The sequence below is a fragment of the Arenimonas sp. genome, assembly GCF_035312645.1.
Lineage (GTDB): Bacteria > Pseudomonadota > Gammaproteobacteria > Xanthomonadales > Xanthomonadaceae > Arenimonas.
Map to the genome: position 1 here is coordinate 1 of NZ_DATGBO010000073.1, position 17,122 is coordinate 17,122.

Annotated in this window: 16 protein-coding genes and 1 tRNA gene; 8 read left to right on the top strand and 9 right to left on the bottom strand. The window is 64.1% G+C overall.

Annotated elements, in window-relative coordinates:
- Window positions 1-56: 56 nt before the first annotated feature.
- The 5 genes from VKM35_RS06640 to VKM35_RS06660 form a co-directional block, all read right to left on the bottom strand.
- The gene (locus VKM35_RS06640; RefSeq protein WP_324319640.1) at window positions 57-1,625 is read right to left on the bottom strand and encodes a cyanophycin synthetase family protein; all 1,569 of its coding nucleotides are present in this window, start codon (window positions 1,623-1,625) and stop codon (window positions 57-59) included.
- 4 nt (window positions 1,626-1,629) lie between these two features.
- Window positions 1,630-2,469 carry a cyanophycinase gene (locus VKM35_RS06645; protein WP_324319642.1) on the bottom strand — a complete coding sequence of 280 codons (840 nt, stop codon included), beginning with the start codon at window positions 2,467-2,469 and terminating at the stop codon, window positions 1,630-1,632.
- Window positions 2,469-3,653, bottom strand: a complete 1,185-nt coding sequence (iadA, locus tag VKM35_RS06650) for a beta-aspartyl-peptidase (protein ID WP_324319644.1) — start codon at window positions 3,651-3,653, stop codon at window positions 2,469-2,471. Before iadA ends, VKM35_RS06645 begins: the two co-directional genes overlap by 1 nt.
- Window positions 3,654-3,726: 73 nt before the next feature.
- Window positions 3,727-4,464: a sulfurtransferase gene (locus VKM35_RS06655; RefSeq protein ID WP_324319647.1), complete on the bottom strand. Its 738-nt coding sequence runs from the start codon at window positions 4,462-4,464 to the stop codon at window positions 3,727-3,729.
- 91 nt (window positions 4,465-4,555) lie between these two features.
- Window positions 4,556-5,062, bottom strand: coding sequence for a DUF1993 domain-containing protein (locus VKM35_RS06660; protein WP_324319649.1), 507 nt, complete (start codon window positions 5,060-5,062; stop codon window positions 4,556-4,558).
- Between the two features lie 184 nt (window positions 5,063-5,246).
- Between VKM35_RS06660 and VKM35_RS06665 the strand changes: the two genes are divergently transcribed.
- The 8 genes from VKM35_RS06665 (at window position 5,247) to VKM35_RS06700 (ending at window position 12,038) form a co-directional block, all read left to right on the top strand.
- Window positions 5,247-5,323 (top strand) — tRNA-Arg (locus tag VKM35_RS06665).
- Between the two features lie 78 nt (window positions 5,324-5,401).
- A complete protein-coding gene (locus VKM35_RS06670) occupies window positions 5,402-6,934 on the top strand; it encodes an aldehyde dehydrogenase family protein (protein WP_324319651.1) in 1,533 nt (510 codons plus the stop codon).
- 9 nt (window positions 6,935-6,943) lie between these two features.
- Window positions 6,944-7,294: a DUF4190 domain-containing protein gene (locus tag VKM35_RS06675; RefSeq protein ID WP_414636582.1), complete on the top strand. Its 351-nt coding sequence runs from the start codon at window positions 6,944-6,946 to the stop codon at window positions 7,292-7,294.
- A 7-nt stretch (window positions 7,295-7,301) separates the two neighbouring features.
- Complete coding sequence (locus tag VKM35_RS06680) at window positions 7,302-8,333, top strand: quinone-dependent dihydroorotate dehydrogenase (protein WP_324319653.1); 1,032 nt, start codon at window positions 7,302-7,304, stop codon at window positions 8,331-8,333.
- Between the two features lie 16 nt (window positions 8,334-8,349).
- Window positions 8,350-9,396 (top strand): UDP-N-acetylmuramate dehydrogenase, encoded by a 1,047-nt coding sequence (gene murB, locus VKM35_RS06685; protein ID WP_324319655.1) that lies wholly within the window; start codon window positions 8,350-8,352, stop codon window positions 9,394-9,396.
- On the top strand, window positions 9,393-10,328 hold the full coding sequence (locus VKM35_RS06690) for a DMT family transporter (protein ID WP_414636583.1): 936 nt from the start codon (window positions 9,393-9,395) through the stop codon (window positions 10,326-10,328). Before murB ends, VKM35_RS06690 begins: the two co-directional genes overlap by 4 nt.
- Window positions 10,329-10,434: 106 nt before the next feature.
- On the top strand, window positions 10,435-11,328 hold the full coding sequence (locus VKM35_RS06695; protein WP_324319657.1) for a GGDEF domain-containing protein: 894 nt from the start codon (window positions 10,435-10,437) through the stop codon (window positions 11,326-11,328).
- Window positions 11,329-11,351: 23 nt separating this feature from the next.
- A complete protein-coding gene (locus VKM35_RS06700; protein ID WP_324319659.1) occupies window positions 11,352-12,038 on the top strand; it encodes a lysozyme inhibitor LprI family protein in 687 nt (228 codons plus the stop codon).
- A 21-nt stretch (window positions 12,039-12,059) separates the two neighbouring features.
- Here the strand turns inward: VKM35_RS06700 and VKM35_RS06705 are convergent, their stop codons facing one another.
- The 4 genes from VKM35_RS06705 to VKM35_RS06720 all read right to left on the bottom strand — a co-directional run bounded on the left by VKM35_RS06705 (window position 12,060) and on the right by VKM35_RS06720 (window position 16,832).
- Window positions 12,060-12,737, bottom strand: a complete 678-nt coding sequence (locus VKM35_RS06705) for a phosphatase PAP2 family protein (protein ID WP_324319661.1) — start codon at window positions 12,735-12,737, stop codon at window positions 12,060-12,062.
- A gap of 13 nt (window positions 12,738-12,750) precedes the next feature.
- Window positions 12,751-13,986: a flavodoxin-dependent (E)-4-hydroxy-3-methylbut-2-enyl-diphosphate synthase gene (gene ispG, locus VKM35_RS06710; protein ID WP_324319664.1), complete on the bottom strand. Its 1,236-nt coding sequence runs from the start codon at window positions 13,984-13,986 to the stop codon at window positions 12,751-12,753.
- A complete protein-coding gene (locus VKM35_RS06715) occupies window positions 13,983-15,671 on the bottom strand; it encodes a hypothetical protein (RefSeq protein WP_324319666.1) in 1,689 nt (562 codons plus the stop codon). The genes ispG and VKM35_RS06715 overlap by 4 nt, the downstream gene beginning before the upstream one ends.
- Before the next feature lie 168 nt (window positions 15,672-15,839).
- Window positions 15,840-16,832, bottom strand: coding sequence for an outer membrane beta-barrel protein (locus tag VKM35_RS06720; protein ID WP_324319668.1), 993 nt, complete (start codon window positions 16,830-16,832; stop codon window positions 15,840-15,842).
- Window positions 16,833-17,122 lie beyond the last annotated feature (290 nt).

Here is a 17,122-nt window from a genome sequence, read left to right on the forward strand (position 1 = left end):
GGTCATGTCGCCATCGACGGTTTTCTGGCCATCGATATAGACGCCGTCGGTGGTGGTCAGGCCGGGCGTATAGCCGGCCATCTTGGTGATGTGCGCGAGCATGCGCGAAGTAGTCGTCTTGCCATTGGTGCCGGTGATCGCGGCGATCGGCACGCGCGAAGGCGAACCGGCCGGAAACAGCATGTCGATGACGGGACCGGAAACATCGCGCGGCGTGCCTTCGCTGGGTGCGACGTGCATGCGAAACCCGGCGCGGCGTTGACTTCGCAGATGCCGCCGCCATGGCTCTTGTAGCTCTCGGCGATGTTGTCGCTGAGAAAATCCACGCCGCCGACATCGAGGCCGATCGCCTGGATCGCGCGCACCGCCATGTCACGGTTGTCGGGGTGGATGACGTCGGTGACATCGGTGGCGGTGCCGCCGGTGGAAAGATTCGCGGTCGAGCGCAGGTAGACGACTTCGTCGCTGCGCGGCACGGAATCGGCGCTGTAGCCGACGCGGTCGAGCATCGACTGCGCCTGCGCATCGAGCTCGAGGCGGGTAAGTACTTTTTCGTGGCCGACGCCGCGACGCGGGTCCTGGTTCACGATCTCGATGAGTTGAGCCACGGTACGCTGACCATCACCAACAACATGGCCGGGCGTGCGCTTGGTCGCAGCGACGAGTTCGCCGTTGACCACGAGCAGGCGATGATCATCGCCGGTGACGAAGGTTTCGACGATCACCGAGCGGGAAATTTCCCGCGCGATCTTGAAGCCGGCGACGACTTCCTCCTCATTCATCAAACGGATCGAAATGCCGCGGCCGTGGTTGCCGTTGTACGGCTTGGTGACGACCGGATAGCCGATGCGGCGCGCGGCGCGCTTGGCCTGTTCTTCACTTTGCACCAGCTCCTGTTTCGGAACCGGAAGCCCCAGGGAGCCGAGGATCTTGTTGGTTTCTTCCTTGTCGCTGGCCAGCTCCACCGCGATATGCGAGGTCTTGCCGGTAACCGTGGCCTGGATGCGCTGCTGGTATTTTCCGTAACCGAGCTGGATCAGCGATTGCGAATTCAGGCGCAGCCAAGGGATGCCGCGTTCCTCCGCCGCATGCACCAGCGAAGCGGTCGACGGCCCGAGTGCGCGGCGCTGCGAATAGCGGATGAATTCGTCGCGCGCGCTCGGCCAGTTCCAATCCTCGGGCACCAGACCCGATGTCTGCAGTTCTTTCGGCAGCAAGGAGGTGAGCAGGCGCATCGCCAGTTCGCCGGCTTCGATGCCTTCGTCCTTCTGCACGTATTCGTAGACCACCGAATACACGCCATCGCGGCCAGCGCTGCGGGTCTTGCCGAAGGTGACCTGTTCGCCGGCGACGTTCTGCAATTCGATCGCGACGTGTTCGAGTACATGGCCCAACCAGGTGCCTTCGTCCTCGCGCATGCGGCGCACGAAGCCGCCGGGCTCGCCGTAGGAACAGCCGTGTTCGTTCAAGCCCGGCAGCGCGGCCAGCAACCCATCGATGAAAGCGGCGCCGAGTTTCGCGGTGGGCCAGGCTTCGAGCGCCCCAAGATCGAGTTCCAGCCGGATCACCGGGAAGTGGGCGTACAGCGAGGGCCCGACGAAAACGGAGCGATCGAGGATGCGCATGTTTCTATCCTTTGGCGCGTGCCAGTGCGCCGGCCGAAGCCTGACGGGTACTCAGATTGAAGGTGGCACCGGCGACGAGCAGGTGCAGGGTCAGTCCGAGCATACACACCGGCTGCCCTTCTTCCACCAGGTCCATCGAGGAAAATTCGATACCGTTGGCATCGACCACGGTGATGCCGCCGCTACCTTCCACTTCCAGCGTGTTGTCCGGACTGATGAAGGCCGCGGTGTCTTCGTCGAGACCGATGCCGACCGCGAACGGATTGAAGGCGAGCGCGGTGAGCAGGCGACCGATGCGATCACGCTCGCGGAAATGCTGGTCGATGATGAAACGATTGGTCAGACCCAGGCCGGGCGCCAAGCGCACGCTGCCGGCGATCGGCGTCGGGCCTTCCTCGCCGAACGCGATCATGTGCTCGCTGATGAAGCTGGCGCCGGCGCTGGTGCCGGCGACGTGCACGCCTTCGGCATTGCGCTGACGGATGAGCTTGGCGACCGCCGTGCCGCCGATGATCGTCGACAAGCGCAACTGGTTGCCGCCGGTCATGAAGATGCCGCTGGCCTGGGCGATGCGCTGCTGCCGCGCTTTCTCGTCGCAGTCGCGGCGGGTGTCGAAATCCACGGCCTCGACGCGCGCGGCACCGAGCGCGGAAAAAATCTTTTCATAGCGCGCGCCGGTATCGGCGAGGCGACTCGCGGTCGGCAGCACGACGATGTCGGCCTGGTCGCCACCGCACAATTCAACGAAGCGCTTGAGGATCTGCGGATTGTTTTCTTTTTCTTCGCCACCGCCGATCGGGATGATCCAACCGCGGGTTCCGCCTTCAGGCACGGGACTGGGCATCAGACCGCGCCCTCGAACGTGCCGCGCACCACCGCCTGGCCATCGCGTACGAACCAGCGGCCGGAAATCATCACCTCACTCACATCGGAATCCTCGTTCAATATCAATAAATCGGCATCGGCGCCGGCGGCGATGCAGCCCTTGCCGGGCAGGCGCAGCAGCCGCGCCACGTTGCTGGTGAAAGCCGGCAGCACGCGTTCGAGCGGCTGGCCACGGGCGAGCAAAGCCTTCAATGTCTGCGCCAACGATTGCGGCTCGCCGATCTGCATGCTCAGCATGCGACCGTCGCCGTCGAAATGCGGCAAGCAGCCGCCGCCGTCGGAACTGATCGTGATGCGTTCGGGCGGCGCGCCGCTGTCGAGATAGCGCAGCAACGCTTCGTCCGCCGCCCAAGCGTCTTCGCCTTCGGCCACCGGAAACGCGGTGATGTCGACGCTGCAGCCGCGACGCGCGAGTGCGATCGCTTCCTCGAACAGGGCGCGGCGACGATTGATGTGCGTGGGGTTGAATACCTGCGCGGGAATTTCGCTCATGTCCAGCGCCTCGCGCACCTGCGAAAGGCCGCGCGGGCCATCGCCCAGATGCAGGTGCAGGATGCCGGCCTTGCCGGTGAGCAGGCCGCCAACATGGGCATCGGCGGCGACGCGCAGCAATTCGTCGAGCGTGGGCTGGCTGGAACGGTGATCGCAGATCGCGAGTTCGCCGACGCCGATCAGGCAATCAACAAAAGCAAGATCGTCGCGCACGCTGCCGGTGACGGTCGCCAGCGGCAGGTGGTAGCCGCCGGTGTAGGCGTAGGCATTCAAGCCCTCGTTGCGCAGGCCGTGCGCCGTGGCGACGAGTTCGCGGGTGGAGCGCGTGGTGTCGTCGGTGCCAAGCACACCGACCACGGTGGTGACGCCCGCCAGGGTGAATCGCGACAACGGCACCGGCGGGACGCGCGTATGTGCGCCGGCCTCGCCACCGCCGCCGGTGATATGGGCGTGACCATCGATGAATCCAGGTGTCAGCCGCAACCCTTTTAGATCGACGATCTGCAGATCCAATGCGCCCGAAACAACCGGCTCCGGATTTTCCCCCAGCCAGAGGATCTTGCCGCCGCCGATCAGCAGATGGCGCAGGCCGAGATGCTCGGGCGCGTAAACGTCGGCGTTTCGCAGCAATAGAAGTGGCGCGTCTGGCACGTGCGGGAACCCTGTCCGGAGATGGCGGAACCCGACGCGCAGCCGGGCCCAAGCGGGGCCCAGTATCCCACGCTCAGGCCCCGTGCCGCGCCTTGAGCTCGGGGCTCAGCGCCACCCGTTCGTCGAAAACGAAGCAATCGCCCCGATAGCCCTCGCCGCCGACCTGTTCGAAATAACCGAGGATGCCGCCCTCGAGCTGCAGCACGTTTTCGTAGCCGGCGGCATGCATCCACAGCGCGGCTTTTTCGCAGCGGATGCCGCCGGTGCAGAAGCTGACGACGGTTTTGCCGGCGAGTTCGTCGCGATGCGCTTCCAACGCCTCCGGCAGTTGCGTGAACTTGTCGATAGGTAGCGTCAGCGCGTTGGCGAAACTGCCGTAGGCGACTTCCTGCTGGTTGCGGGTGTCGAGCAGGACCAGTTCGCGGCCGGCATCGTCATGGCCGGCGCGCAACCAGTCACGCAGTTTCTCCGGCAGCAAGGCATCGGCGCGACCCGCCAACGGCAGCACCGACTCGTCGCGGAAAGTGATGATTTCGCGCTTCAAACGCACGCGCAGACGGCGGAACGGAATGGTTTCGCTATCGCTGAATTTCACCGGGATGTCGGCGAAACTCGGATCTTCGGCGAGTTCGCGCAGGAAGCCGTGGATCGCCTCGCCCTCGCCCGCGAGAAAAATATTGATGCCCTCGGGCGCGACCAGCACCGTGCCTTTCAGCTCGCGCGCGAGACAGAGTTCCTGCACGCGCGCCACCACCGCCGGAGGGTCGGCGATGGCGACAAAACGGTAGGCGGCGATGTTGAGGATGGGCATGGTTTCAACGAAAGCCGTAGGAGCGACGCAAGTCGCGACCTCTCCAGCATTGCGAAAAAGTCGCGACTCGCATCGCTCCTACGGACAGGCCTTACGGCTGGCCGAGGAAATCGCGCTTGCCCAGGTCGACGCCGTTGTGGCGCAGGATCGCGTAGACCATGCTGAGGTGGAAGTAGAAATTCGGCTGCGCCATATGCAGCAGGTAGGGCAGACCCTTGGACTGGATCACCTGGTCGCCAGCCTTGATCTCGATGTCGCGGTCTTCGCCGCCGGCGAAGCTCGCCTCGGGGACGCTGCGCACGAAATCCAGGGTCTTGGCGATGCGCGCCTTCAATTCCGGGATGCTGGTTTCGCTGTCTTCGAACTTCGGGTTCTCGATGCCTGCCAGGCGCGCCATCGGGCCCTTGGCGAAATCGCAGGCGATCTGCACCTGGCGGGTCAACGGGAACATGTCCGGGGCCAGACGCGAATTGAGCAGCACGGTCAGGTCGATCTTGCGCGCCTCGGCGTTGACGACGGCCTTGTCGAGCATGGCGTCGAGGTTCTTCAGGCCGCGGATCGCGACGCTGCTGGCGGTGCCGTAAAGGGAGATCTGCATCGGTGCTGCTCCATGGAGTGCCGGGGCCGCAATGATACGCAGGTCGGATGGCGATTCCGGGAGAGGCAAATCCGACGCGGCCCTGTCCAAACCGCCCCGTAGCCAGCGGCGACGACCGATACACCCCCGAATGTCGCGATCCGCGAGGCAATCCGGACCCGTTTCCGGCGATAATTCGCCATCGGTCCCCGTAGCTCAGCTGGATAGAGCGCGTCCCTCCTAAGGACGAGGCCACAGGTTCGACTCCTGTCGGGGACGCCACCGCCAAGAATCCGCCGCCCGGCCGCAACTGCATCGGGTGGGCTTTCCATCTTTCTCATCTTGTTTCAGGAGTGCCTCATGACCCACCCCGTCCTCGCCGCCCTCGGCCTGACCGACAACGAATCCGGCACCTATCTCGGCCGTGGCGAGTGGTCGAAAACCCGCGACGCCGGCGTGATCGAACCGATCAACCCCAGCACTGGCGAGGTCCTCGGCAAGGTCTATGCCTCCTCGGAAAGCGATTACGCGATCATCCTCGAGCGCGCCGAAGCCGCCTTCAAAGTCTGGCGCACCACGCCGGCGCCGAAGCGCGGCGAAGCCATCCGCCTTTGTGCCGATGCGCTGCGCAAGCACAAGGACGCACTCGGTTCGCTGGTCGCGCTGGAGATGGGCAAGATCAAGCCCGAGGGCGACGGCGAAGTGCAGGAGATGATCGACATCGGCGAATTCGCCGTCGGTCTCTCGCGCCAGCTCTACGGCCTGACCATGCACAGCGAACGCCCCGGCCACCGCATGTACGAGCAGTACCAGCCGTTGGGCATCGTCGGCATCATCAGCGCCTTCAATTTCCCAGTCGCAGTCTGGGCCTGGAACAGCTTCCTCGCCGGCGTCTGCGGCGACATCTGCATCTGGAAGCCGTCGCCGAAAACCCCGCTCTCCGCCATCGCCTCACTGAAGATCTGCAACGAAGCGCTCAACGCCGGCGGCTTCCCGGACATCTTCTTCCTGTTCAACGACGCCGGCACCGAGATCGCACAGAATTTCGTCGACGACAAGCGCATCCCGCTGATCAGCTTCACCGGCTCCACCCACGTCGGTCGCAATGTCGGCGAGCGCGTCGCGCAGCGCATGGGCCGCTCGCTGCTTGAGCTCGGCGGCAACAACGCGATCATCGTCGACGCCAGCGCCGACATGAAACTCGCGATCCCGGCGATCGTGTTCGGCGCCGTCGGCACCGCCGGCCAGCGCTGCACGACCACGCGCCGCCTGTTCCTGCACGAATCGATTTTCGATTCCGTACTCGAAACCCTGATCAAGGCTTATAAACAAGTCGAGACCAAGATCGGCGATCCAACCCTTGCGACCACGCTGATGGGCCCGCTCAACAGCCAGGCCGCCGTGCAGCAGTATCTGACTGCAGTGAACAAGGCCAAGGCCGCGGGCGGCCAGGTGCGTACTGGCGGCGCGGCGATCGAGGGCAAGGGTAATTTCGTGCTGCCGACCATCATCACCGGCGTCGACAATTCGCATGAAGTGGTGCAGACCGAAACCTTCGCGCCGATCCTGTATGTGATGCCGTTCAAGACCCTCGATCAGGCGATCGAGATGCAGAACGCCGTGCCGCAGGGCTTGTCCTCGTCGATCTTCACCAACAACCTGCGCGCGGCCGAGCAGTTCCTTTCGGCGGCGGGTTCGGATTGCGGCATCGCCAACGTCAACATCGGCACCTCGGGTGCGGAAATCGGCGGCGCCTTCGGTGGCGAAAAGGAAACCGGCGGCGGTCGCGAATCGGGTTCCGACGCGTGGAAGGTCTACATGCGTCGCCAGACCAACACGATCAACTACTCCGATGCGCTGCCGCTGGCGCAGGGCATCAAGTTCGATCTCTGAGGAAGCATCATGGACGAGCAGAATCTTCCGCCACCGGCACCGGCACCGCAGCCTGTCAGCGGGCAATTGCTGGACAGCAAGCAGACCAGCGTGACCGCGATCGTCAGTCTGGTCGCGGGCATCCTGGGCTGGAGCATCGCGCCCTGGCTGGGCAGCATCGTCGCGATCATTACCGGGCACATGGCGCGCGCCGAGATCCGGCGCAATCCGGAAACAAAGGATGGCGACGTCATGGCGGTGATCGGCCTGGTGCTGGGCTGGTCGATGATGATCTGCAGCGTGCTGGCGGTGATCGCGATCGTGCTTTTCTTCGGCGGCCTGGCGGCTTTCATCGCCATCGTCGGCGCGAACTCGCACTGACCGCCGCGTGTACGGACTCGCCCGCCCCCTGCTCTTCTGCCTCGATGCCGAGCGCGCCCATGGCCTGGGCCTGAGCGGACTCGAAGCCGCCTATCGCACTGGCCTGAATCCGCTCATGGCGCTGAAACCGGCGCCATTGAAGACCAAGGCCTTCGGCATCGAATTCCCGAATCCGGTCGGCTGCGCCGCCGGTCTGGACAAGAACGGCGCGCATATCGATGCGCTGATGGCGCTGGGTTTCGGTTTCGTAGAAATCGGCACGACCACGCCTCGGCCGCAGGAAGGCAATCCGAAGCCGCGCATGTTCCGCCTGCCGGACAAGCGCGCGGTGATCAACCGCCTCGGTTTCAACAACGCTGGTGTCGACGTGCTGGTGCGCAATGTCGAGAAAGCCAAGCGCAACGGCATCCTCGGCATCAACATCGGCAAGAACAAGGACACGCCGAACGAGAGCGCCGTGGACGATTACATCCACTGCCTCGAACGCGTGTATGCGCTGGCCGACTACGTGACGGTGAACATTTCCTCGCCCAACACCAGCGGCCTGCGCGACCTGCAGCAGGAAGAAACCCTGCGCCGCTTCATCGGCGAATTGCGCGAGGTGCAGGAAGACCTCGCCGGCCTGCATGGCCATCGCACGCCGATGCTGATCAAGATCGCGCCGGATCTTTCCGATGCCGAACTCGATGGCGTGAGTTCGGTGTTCAACGCCGCGCGCGTCGACGGCGTGATCATCGGCAACACCACCATCGACCGCCTCGACATCGAAGGCCATCCGCTGGCCGGTGAAGCCGGTGGACTGTCCGGCCAGCCGCTGTACGGCAAGTCCACCTCGGTGCTGCGCAAGCTGCGCGTGCGTCTGGACAACAGCATCCCGTTGATCGGCGTCGGCGGCATCCTCAGTGGCGCCGACGCGGTCGGCAAGATCACCGCCGGCGCGCAGTTGGTGCAGTTCTACACCGGCATGATCTATCGCGGCCCGGAGCTGATCGGCGAATGCGTGACCGCGATACGTCGCCGCCGTGAGGGCGTGGCGTGAGCGAGGCCGGCTGACCATGACCGGCTACCAGCTCGCCGACGACATTTCCCTGCAGGGCCGCAACACCTTCCGCGTGCCCGCGCGCGCCGCGATGATGGCCGACGTGAAGCGTGGCGATGCGCTCGCCGAACTCTACGATTTCGCGATGCTGCGCGACGGCCCGGTGATGGTGCTCGGCGAAGGCAGCAACCTGCTCTTCGCCAACGATTTCCCCGGTGTGGTGATCTGCCTGACCATGGCGGAAATCCGCATCCTCGAAGACGATGGCGAGCACGCACTGGTGCGCGCCGATGCCGGCGTCGGCTGGAACGACCTGGTGGGCTGGACGCTCGCACGTGGCCTCTGCGGTTTGGAAAACATGGCGCTGATTCCCGGCACGGTCGGCGCCTGCCCGATCCAGAACATCGGAGCCTATGGCGTCGAAGTCGGCGAATTCATCGAAACCGTCGAAGCCTTCCAGCGCGACACCGGCCAGATAAAGCGATTGTCGAAATCCGACTGCGAATTCGCCTATCGCGACAGCCTGTTCAAGCAGCAACTCGATCGTTGGGTGATCACCGCGGTCGAGTTGCGCCTGCCGCGCCAGCGCGAACTCAAGCTCGACTACGCCGGCGTGCACGAGGAACTTGCGGCGATGGGCATCGCCACGCCGCGCGCGGTGCATGTCGCCGAAGCGATCGGCCGCCTGCGCACGCGCAAGCTGCCGAACCCGGCGATCGTCGGCAACGCCGGCAGTTTCTTCAAGAACCCGATCGTGCCGGCGGCGCAGGCGCTGGCGCTGAAAGAAGCGCATTCCGCGCTGCCGATGTATCCCGGTGATTCCGAGGCCACGCGCAAGATCTCCGCGGCCTGGATGATCGAGACCGCCGGCTGGAAAGGTTTTCGCGACGGCGACGCCGGCATCTCGGCGCAGCACGCGCTGGTGCTGGTGAACCACGGCAACGCCACTGGCGCACAGCTGCTGGCGCTGGCGCATCGCGTCGCCGATTCGGTGCAGGAGAAATTCGCCGTCGCGCTCGAACCCGAGCCGCGACTGATCGGCGCCCGCTGGCAGTCTTCATGAGCGAAAACAGCACCGTGACTGTGGCCGCCTCGGGCGACAACGTCCCGCGCGCAATCGGTTTCATGGTGATGAGCACAGTGCTGTTCGGCGTCATGGCCGTATGCATCCGTTTGGCCTCGAAGCAGCTGCACGCGTTCGAGATCGCCTTCTTCCGCAATTTCTTCGGTTTCATTTTCACCCTGCCGCTGCTGTACAAGCACGGCCTCGGCATATTCAAGACCAATCGGCTGTCGCTGTACTTCATGCGCTGCGTGATCGGCATCGTGTCGATGCTCGCCGGCTTCTGGGCGATCGTGCACTTGCCGCTGGCGCAGGCGATCGCGCTGTCGTATTCGACGCCGTTGTTCGTGACCATCGGTGCGGTCATGGTGCTGGGCGAAGTCGTGCGTGCACGGCGCTGGACCGCGGTGCTGGTCGGCTTCATCGGTGTGATCGTACTGATGCACCCGGGCGCGGACAGCTTCACGCTGGCCAGCCTGGTCGCGCTGCTCGCGGCGGTGATGAGTGCCAGCGTCGCGATCAGCATCAAGTTCCTGTCGCGCACCGAGAAGCCCGACACCATCGTGATCTATACGACGATGATCTGGGTGCCGCTGTCGTTTCTTCCGGCGCTGTTCTACTGGACGCAGCCGACTGGCATCACCTGGCTGTGGATCGTGCTCTCGGGTTTGTTCGGCACCACCGCGCATCTTTGCTGGACGCGCGCGCTCAAGCTCGGCGACGCATCGATGCTCACGCCGATCAGCTTCCTGCAGGTACTGGTGGTCGGCGGTTTCGGTTATTTCCTGTTCGACGAAAAGGTCGACCGCTGGACCTTGGTCGGTGCGGCGATCATCTTCGGCTCCAACGTCTATATCGCCCATCGCGAATCCAAGCTCGAGCGCCCGACCGTCACCGACCGCGAAATCAATCCGGAGACGCAGCAGCGATGAGACGCGCGGAGAACAAGACGGCATCGCGCTGGGGGCATGGAAGACACGCAGCGCGCCAGCCTTGGCTTGCCGCTACAATCGCGACAACCCGGCCCGACCGCTCCCCATGAGCCAGCGCGACCAAGACCCGATCACCACCCAGTTCACTGCGGTCGCCGCGCCCCTGCTCAATGGGCCGCGTTCGGCCTGCGTGATCGTGATTCATGGCGAGAGCCTGGGAAAACGCGCCGATATCGAGGACAAGCCGGTGGTCATCGGCCGCTCGCCCGAAGCCGACCTGCACATCCCGAACAAGAGCGTGTCGCGCGAACACTGCAAGATCTGGCGCGATGGCGACACCTATCACCTGCGCGATCTGAAGGCGACCAATCGCACCCGCGTCAACGACGAACCGCAGACCGAGACCGAGCTCGCCGACGGCGACCACATCACTCTCGGCGAAAGCGTGCTCAAGTTCATCAGCCACTCCAGCGTCGAGGCGCGCTATCACGAAGAGGTCTATCAGCTCGCCACCCACGACGCGCTGACCGAGTTGTACAACCGGCGGCATTTCATCGATCTGGTCGACAAGGAAATCGCCCGCGCGGTCCGGCATGGTCGTTCGCTGGTGATGTGCATCATCGATGTCGACCGCTTCAAACCCATCAATGACGAATACGGCCATATCGCCGGCGACGGCGTGCTGCGGCAGATTTCCGGGCTGATCGCCAGCTTCGTGCGTGGCGAAGATACCGCTGCACGCATCGGCGGTGAAGAGTTCGCAGTGATGCTGCCCGAGTCCGATATCGATGCCGCCCTCGCCTTCTCCGAACGCCTGCGCGAAGCCGTGGAAAACACCGATTTCATGATCAACGGCGAGGCCAGGCGCGTGACCGTGAGCATCGGCCTGGCGGCGATCGCCGAATCCCGACGCGAGCGCACCAGCCTGATCCACGCCGCCGATGTCGCGCTTTACCGCGCCAAGGGCGAAGGCCGCAACCGCGTCTGCGTCGAACCCTAGAAATCGCTGTACGGAGACAGCCCATGCATCGTTTCGCACTGTTGTTCGTTCTGCTGACTCTGACCGCCTCCGCGCAGGCCGCCAGCTTCGATTGCCGCAAGGCGGCGAGCAAGATCGAAAAGAACATCTGCGCCGATCCCGAACTTTCCCGCCTCGACGAGCAGATGGCCGTCGCCTACAAGCATGCGCTTGGCGCCTGGCAGGGAAGCGCGGCGAACTATGTGCGCATGGACCAGCGCGACTGGCTGACCGGGATTCGCCGCGCCGCGGATCCCACACTCGATACCGATGAGATCGGCGACAAACTCTGCGAAGGTCCGCTGCTGCCCTGCCTGCGCAAGAATTATCGCGAGCGCATCGCCGTCCTCGAAGGCCCCAGTTACGGCAGCAGCGGCGTCTATGTCCGCGATGACGGCAGCAAGCTGTTGCTCTACGCCCGGCCCGACGGCCCGGCGCTGCGCGTGTGGATCAAGGCGAGTGCCGCGCTGCTCGATTCCAGCGACGACCCGAAGCGCAACGGCTGGTCGACCAGCGATCTGCTGAACGCGCGCATCGAAGGCGACCAGAAAGTCTGCGACGTGCGCGTGCTGTTCACCGGCAAGGAAGCGACGCTGAGCAAGACCGGACCATGCAAGGTCGCCAACATCGAAGGCCGCTTCAAACGCGCGCCGGACCTGCGATTGAGCGACTACGAATACAGCATCGACTGAACGCTGGCGGCAACGCCGCGATCAATTCGCTGCATTGCCACGCAAACGAAATACCAGCAGATAGACGCCGAGCACCCAAGCGCAGGCTGCGCTCCAGCCGGCGAGGATGTCGGACGGGTAATGCACACCCAGGTAGATGCGCGATACCGCCACCAGCAAGGCGAACGTCAACGCGATCAACAACACCAGCCAGCGCCAGCGTGTCGGCCAGCACAGCACGATCACCGCCAGCGCCAGCGTCATCGAACCCATCGCGTGGCCGCTGGGAAAACTGAAAGTGTCTTCGGGCGCGATCGACGCCCAGAGATCGGGGCGATGACGACTGAACAACTGCTTGAAACCGAGATTGAGCAAAGCCGAACCGATCACCGCCACGCCGAAGAACAGGCCTTCGCGCAGGCGTCGCCGCCAGGCTGTCCACAGCACGATGGCGATATCGGCGGGAATCACGCCCCAGCCATAACCGAGCATCGACATCAGCACGAAGAAATGATCGAGATGCGGACCGTTGCGCGCGTGCAGCCAGAGCAGAGTCGGATCATCGAACAGGAAACGTTCCTGCGCGTGCACGTCTTCGGCGAGTTCGGAAAATCCCCAGAGCGGCAGCAACACGCCGACGAACAGCAGGGCCAGCGTCCAGCCATGCTTGCGGAAGAACGCCAGGCCGAAACGCGCTTCGGCCTGGACATTGGCAGCCACTTTTTCCGGCGGCTCAGTCCCGCTGGCTGACATAGTGCGAGGCGACGTAGGCATCGATCAGCGCGACGAATTCCTGCGCGATGTTGTCGCCGCGCAAGGTCACCGATTTTTCGCCATCGACGAATACCGGCGCCGCCGGTGCTTCGCCGGTACCCGGCAGGGAAATGCCGATATTGGCGTGGCGCGATTCGCCCGGGCCGTTGACCACGCAGCCCATCACCGCCAGCGTGAGATTTTCCGCGCCTGGGTTGCTGATCTTCCACATCGGCATCTTCGCACGCACGTGTTCTTGCACGGTTTGCGCGAGCACCTGGAAAAATTCCGAGGTCGTGCGCCCGCAGCCCGGGCAGGCGGTGACCAGCGGCGTGAACGCGCGCAGGCCGATGGTCTGCAGCAACTCCTGCGCGACGATCACTTCCTGCGTGCGCGGCGCGCCCGGCTCGGGCGTCAGCGAAATGCGGATGGTGTCGCCGATGCCTTCCTGCAACAGCACTGCCAGCGCTGCCGTCGAAGCGACGATTCCCTTGCTGCCCATGCCCGCTTCGGTAAGACCAAGATGCAGCGGGAATTCGCAGCGCCGCGCCATGTCGCGATAGACGGCGATGAGTTCCTGCACGCCGCTGACTTTCGCGGAAAGAATGATGCGATCGCGCGGCAGACCGATCTCGATCGCGCGCTCGGCCGAATCGATCGCCGAGCGCACCAGCGCCTCGCGCAACACCCGGCCCGCGTCCCAGGGTTCCGCGCGCTGGGCATTTTCGTCCATCAGCTGCGCCGCCAGCGACTGGTCCAGAGAACCCCAGTTCACGCCGATACGCACCGGCTTGTGGTGTTCGATCGCTTTCTCGATGATCGCGGCGAATTGCGTGTCGCGCTTCTTGCCGAAGCCGACGTTGCCGGGATTGATGCGGTACTTCGCCAGCGCGGTCGCGCAGGCCGGTTCCGCAGCCAGCAATTGGTGACCGTTGTAGTGGAAGTCGCCAATGATCGGCACCTCGATACCCATCATCGCCAGCTTGTCGACGATGCGCGGGACTGCCGCGGCCGATTCCGGATTGTTGACGGTAACACGCACCATTTCCGAACCAGCCCGCCACAGGTCCGCAACCTGCTTGACGGTCGCCGCGACATCCGCGGTATCGGTATTGGTCATCGATTGCACGACGATCGGGGCATCGCCACCGACTTTCACCTTGCCTATCGCCACCTGCCCGGCGTGCCGCCGCGGCTGGGTCACCGCTTCGGTCATGCCATCGCTCCGTCGCCGGTTTCCGCCTCGGCTTCGCTCGCACTGACGAGATCGCCACGCAATGCCCGCAGCACGGAGTAATCGCCGGCATTCATCATCACGTCCACGCCAGCCAGAAGTTCTTCATTCAAGGCACGCACCTCGTAAGCATAGTCATCGTTCTTGCGGATCACTTCGACACGCGTGGCCATCGCATCGAGCACGGTGGCGGCGACGAAAGCACGCTCGTCGCTGCCATCGATCGCCTCGAGTTCGACCGCGCGCAGCGGCGTGCGCGACGAGCCGTCGCGCTCATGCAGGCGCAGGCCGACCGCCGATGCACGCCGCGACAGCAATTCGACGCCGGCCGACAAACCGCCATTGGCTTCGTAGCGAAGCCAGCGCACGACGCCGACCATCCACTCCGGATCATCCTCGCCCTCGGCCAGCGTCAGGCCAACCAATTCGCCGACGCGCGCACGGATCTGGTCGGCGTTGTCCCAGGCCATGCGATAGCCGCCGAGACTCTGGTCGAGCGCGGTCGCGCTGTACACCGGTGCACGCGCGAGATCGGTAGTTGTGTTGGCCCAGTCGGCGCGATCGACCACGTGCACCACCTGCTGCGTGGTCTGGCGCATGAAGGTATCGAAATCGCGCATGCCGGCAAGATGGAAATGCAGGCTGGTCAAACCGACCACCGTGCGCAGTTCATGACCCGCGCCCAATCGCTTGTGGCTGCGCGCCGCTGCGAGACCGAAGGCGCGCTTGAGTCGCTGCAGCATTTCGGCGCTGACGCGGATGCCCATGCCGCGCGCCGGCACCATTTCGCCGAAGCCATCCTGCTGCCGCGCCAACGCGCCATCGACTTCATTGCTGAAAACGCGCATGTCCAACCACTGCGCATGACTCTCGCCAGCAGCCCCGGGACCGGGACCGCGATCGGCATCTTCGGGCACCACCGGCGCGTTTTCTTCCGGTGGCTGGCGCAGCAAGGAAGTGCGCGGCGCGTAACTCTTGGCGATCTGCCACAGGCTGTCCTGCTCGGCCTGGCTGAAAGCGAGCGGATTGGTCACCGCCATCAACAGCGTCTGCACGTACAGCGTGCGGATTTCGACCGGCGCGCCGGCGATCTTGTCCTCGACCGACTTACCCTCGAGTTTCATTTCGACGGCATAACTGTGCACGCGATGCAGACCCTGCCAGATGCCGGCGTCCGGCGCGCGATAGATGCGCCAAGCGACGGACAGAGCACGGCTGTAATGCCAGGCCGCACGTTCCAGCGCCTGGCTGACCGAGCCGCCGCGCAGCATCGGGATATTTCCGGCCGGCGCGCAGATTTCGACCGCCGCTTTTCGATAACCATGCGCGAGCGCGAGATGAAAGGCCTCGGCCTGGTAGGCGGCCTGCGCCTTGGCCGGCGGCAGCGGCAAGGGGCTACCGGCGTATTGCTGCTGCAGCAGGCCGATCGATTCGAACACCGCGCTACGCAACTCTTCCATCGCCGCGAGTCGCTGACCGCCATCGAGACGCTGCGCGGCGAGGTTTTCCAGCGCCTGCTGCAACTCCTGCTGCGCGGCCTGGGCATTGGCCCGCGGCAGCGCCGCGACCCAACTGCGGACCTTGCGGGCATCGGCATGGAACTGCCCAGCGCCGCGACCCTGCGGATCCGGCATCCCCTCACGCAGCAATCGATAGGCCTGGCTCATGGGGTGCTCCCTGCGAGGGGCCCAGTTTAGACCAGGGCGCCGGACCGTGGGGAAATCAGCCGCTGCAGGCGTGGGTTCGTGCGCGGAGCGCGCGCCACATTTGGGGAAAAGCGGGCAAGAAAAAGGGCGGGGAAATCCCCGCCCTTCTTCTTGCAAACCGTGCTTCGATTATTGATTGATGCCGAGGTTCAGGAAGAAACCGCGCATTGACACCTTTTCATTTCGATCGCCGTAACTGGCGTAGTTGGGCACAAAGGTCGCGCCCGTGCTTGGAAACGAGGATGCGCCACCAGCGGAAATCTGCGGGATGTGCGTGGTGTCCAGTCCGCCCTGACGCACGTCCTGGTAGCCGAGGCTGACCGTCGCCTTCCTGCCGCCAAGGATGAAATGTTTGCCGATCGAGACACGCAGCATGCGATCGGTCACACCGACGCTATCGTCAGGGCGGATGCCGGAAAGCAGGCTGACCGGGACGAAGGTCGGAATCTCATAGGTGAGCTTGCGCGAACGGTCGCCACTGGCGTGCGCCTGCTGCGCTTCGGCATTCACGTACCAGGTCTGTGCGAATTCGAACTGGTAACGAACGCCGGCCACCCAACCATAGTGATTGAATTTTGTCACGTTCGCGTTGTACGCGACGAAACCCGCGCCGAGGGTGTCCTGACCGATGCGGGTGTCACTGAACTTGATGCGGCGGACACCGAGGTAGGGAGAAAGCGTCGAGCTCGCGGTCGGCTTGAAATCCCAGCCGGCAATCAGGTCGACATTGCTCGTGCGGTACCGGGAGGAAAAATCGTTGCGAAGGCTGCAAGAAGCCAAAATGCTGTCGCCGGCGAACGGACAGGGAGTAGCACCGGTGCCGCCAAGAATGGTCGGCTGACTGGTTTCGAGTTCGGCATGGGCCACGCCGAGTTCGATGAAAAGCGGATTGGAGAAATGCGCGCCGATATGCAGGTTGCTGTTGCGGCCGGAATCGAATTTCGCCGCAGGATAGGCGGTACTGAAGTTCGGCGGAGCCGCCACGAATTCATAGGTGTAGTCGCCACCGCTCGCGCTGACGCTGCCGAATTCGATATTGGCGTAGAACGAAGGGGTAGCGGCGAAAGCGGCGGGAGCAAGCAGGCACAGGCCGAGGCCGGTAGCGAGAGTCGATAGCTTCATGGGTTTTAGCCTCTTGGAGAAAGTGATCAGCGAACAAAGGCGATGGACGCCCGATATGGCATTCAGTTGTCCCGCTGGGAAACAATCGCAGCGGTTACCGACGAAAATTGAAATGAGCCCCGCCCCCGGTTAACGAATAAATAACCCCTATCGCACACTTTGGTCAACTTTTGGGCATCTTTTGACCAGCGTTGTCGATGTCATCGGCGAAACCTCCGAGCCAGGGAACACGGGCGTGCCGGCGAATTCCGGTCAACCTCGCAGACGAAACCTGGCCCGCGCTGTGCGCT

Excerpts from the sequence above, each read along its gene's own strand:
- VKM35_RS06640 (WP_324319640.1), bottom strand. The coding sequence starts at position 1,625 with ATGCGCATCCTCGATCGCTCCGTTTTCGTCGGGCCCTCGCTGTACGCC.
- murB (WP_324319655.1), top strand. The coding sequence starts at position 8,350 with ATGACCGGCTACCAGCTCGCCGACGACATTTCCCTGCAGGGCCGCAAC.
- VKM35_RS06675 (WP_414636582.1), top strand. The coding sequence starts at position 6,944 with ATGGACGAGCAGAATCTTCCGCCACCGGCACCGGCACCGCAGCCTGTC.
- VKM35_RS06720 (WP_324319668.1), bottom strand. The coding sequence starts at position 16,832 with ATGAAGCTATCGACTCTCGCTACCGGCCTCGGCCTGTGCCTGCTTGCT.
- VKM35_RS06695 (WP_324319657.1), top strand. The coding sequence starts at position 10,435 with ATGAGCCAGCGCGACCAAGACCCGATCACCACCCAGTTCACTGCGGTC.
- VKM35_RS06690 (WP_414636583.1), top strand. The coding sequence starts at position 9,393 with ATGAGCGAAAACAGCACCGTGACTGTGGCCGCCTCGGGCGACAACGTC.
- VKM35_RS06660 (WP_324319649.1), bottom strand. The coding sequence starts at position 5,062 with ATGCAGATCTCCCTTTACGGCACCGCCAGCAGCGTCGCGATCCGCGGC.
- VKM35_RS06645 (WP_324319642.1), bottom strand. The coding sequence starts at position 2,469 with ATGCCCAGTCCCGTGCCTGAAGGCGGAACCCGCGGTTGGATCATCCCG.
- VKM35_RS06670 (WP_324319651.1), top strand. The coding sequence starts at position 5,402 with ATGACCCACCCCGTCCTCGCCGCCCTCGGCCTGACCGACAACGAATCC.
- VKM35_RS06715 (WP_324319666.1), bottom strand. The coding sequence starts at position 15,671 with ATGAGCCAGGCCTATCGATTGCTGCGTGAGGGGATGCCGGATCCGCAG.
- ispG (WP_324319664.1), bottom strand. The coding sequence starts at position 13,986 with ATGACCGAAGCGGTGACCCAGCCGCGGCGGCACGCCGGGCAGGTGGCG.
- VKM35_RS06655 (WP_324319647.1), bottom strand. The coding sequence starts at position 4,464 with ATGCCCATCCTCAACATCGCCGCCTACCGTTTTGTCGCCATCGCCGAC.
- VKM35_RS06700 (WP_324319659.1), top strand. The coding sequence starts at position 11,352 with ATGCATCGTTTCGCACTGTTGTTCGTTCTGCTGACTCTGACCGCCTCC.